This is a genomic window from Microbacterium xerophyticum (genome assembly GCF_053543555.1).
In genome coordinates this window covers 356,543-358,354 of sequence record NZ_JBLVOB010000005.1, presented here as the reverse complement: position 1 = coordinate 358,354, position 1,812 = coordinate 356,543, and the positions used below count along the sequence as shown (strand labels likewise).

2 protein-coding genes are annotated in these 1,812 nt (G+C 71.1%); both read left to right on the top strand.

Annotated elements, in window-relative coordinates; genetic code table 11:
- Positions 1-1,507, top strand: a 1,507-nt coding sequence (locus ACNPNP_RS06245; protein WP_448965180.1) for a glycoside hydrolase family 3 C-terminal domain-containing protein, incomplete at its 5' end; no start/stop codon positions are given.
- Positions 1,508-1,569: 62 nt separating this feature from the next.
- A partial coding sequence (locus ACNPNP_RS06240; protein ID WP_448965256.1) for a MarR family transcriptional regulator occupies positions 1,570-1,812 on the top strand: 243 nt, incomplete at its 3' end.

Sequence of the window (1,812 nt, the reverse complement as noted above, 5' to 3'; positions counted from 1 at the left end):
CGGCGGGGCCGCGGCAGCGGCCGCGCTGACCGCGGGGATCGACGTGGAACTGCCCACCGGCGACGCCTATCTCGCCCCGCTCGCCGAGCGGATCCGGGCGGGCGAGTTCGATGAGGCCTTCGTCGATCGGGCGGTTCTGCGCGCGCTCGCGCAGAAGGAGGAGCTCGGACTCCTCGAGCCGGACGTGTTCGAGGACGAGCCGCCGGCCCTCATCGACCTGGACTCACCGCGCCACCGCGACATCGCCCGTCGCGTCGCGGAGGAGTCGATCGTGCTGCTCTCGAACGACGGCATCCTCCCGCTCCAGGGCGCGCAGGCCGCCCCGACCCGCATCGCGGTGATCGGGCCCAACGCGCACCGCGCAGAAGCGCTGATGGGGTGCTATTCATTCGCCAATCACGTTCTCGCACACCATCCCGGATACGAGATCGGCTTCGAGATCCCGACGTTCCTGGAGGCGTTCAGGGCCGAGGCCGGCGCAGGCACGGACGTGGTGTACGCCCGGGGCGCAGACGTGGAGGGCGACGACCGCACCGGATTCGAGGAGGCCGTCGCGGCCGCCGCGCGTGCGGAGGTGGCGATCGTCGTCGTCGGTGATCAGGCAGGTCTGTTCGGCCGCGGCACCGTGGGGGAGGGGAACGACTCCGAGACCCTCGAACTGCCCGGTGTGCAGCGCGACCTCGTCGAGGCGGTCGTCGCGACCGGCACTCCGGTCGTCATGGTCGCCCTGACCGGTCGGCCGTATGCGATCGGCTGGGCGCTGGACGGCGAGCACCGGCCTGCCGCGGTGCTGCAGACGTTCTTCCCAGGGGAAGAGGGGGCCGCAGCGCTCGCCGGTGTGATCTCCGGCAGGGTCAATCCGTCCGGCCGGCTGCCCGTGTCATTGCCACGGGCAGCGGGAGCGCAGCCGTTCACCTACCTGCACCCGCGACTCGGCGGGGCGTCGGACGTCACGGCCGCAGACCCGACCCCGGTCCGGCCGTTCGGCTTCGGACTCTCGTACTCCCGTGTCGCGTACGGAGATCTCGTGGTGGATCCGGAGGTGGGCGCAGGGGAGACCTTCTCCGCCTCCGTCGAGGTCACCAACGTCGGTGAGCGTGCGGTGGACGACGTCGTGCAGCTGTACGGCAGGGATGTCGTCGCCTCGGTGACGACGCCGGTGGCGCAGCTGCTCGCCTTCCACCGTGTGGCGCTCGAGCCTGGGCAGTCGGCGACCGTGAGGTTCGACGTCCCCACCCAGCGCTTCGCCTTCAGCGATCGGACGATGACCCGGGTCGTCGAACCGGGCGACGTCGAGGTGTGGGTGGGCGCAGACGCAGCGGCGACCGCGGCGGCCGGCGACGCGACCGCGCGCTCGACGGTGACAGTGACGGGCGACGTGCACGTGCTCACGACGGCGGATCCGCGTAGAGCGACCGCAGCCGTGGTGGCATCCGGTGCCGTGGAGTTCGACGCGGCATCCGGTTCGCTGTCGGAGGAGGCGATCTCCTCCGACGTGCCTCGCTGATCGACTGCGGCCGACCGGATAACGTGTCATGAGCAACTTAATGGGAGACGGTGGGGGACACGATGGCAGAGCGGGCATCGAGCGTCGAACGCGTACGTGCGGCGAACCTCGGCGAGGTTCTGAGACTCGTGCATCAGCTCGGCGCGCGCTCGCGCGCGGTGATCACGGCGGAGACCGGGCTCAACCGCTCGACCGTCGCAGACCTGGTCGCGGAGCTCGCCTCGCGTGGGCTCGTCGTCGAACAGGAACCCGACCCCACTCGTCGAGTAGGCAGGCCGTCGCCGATCGTGGCGGCGGGCGCCGAC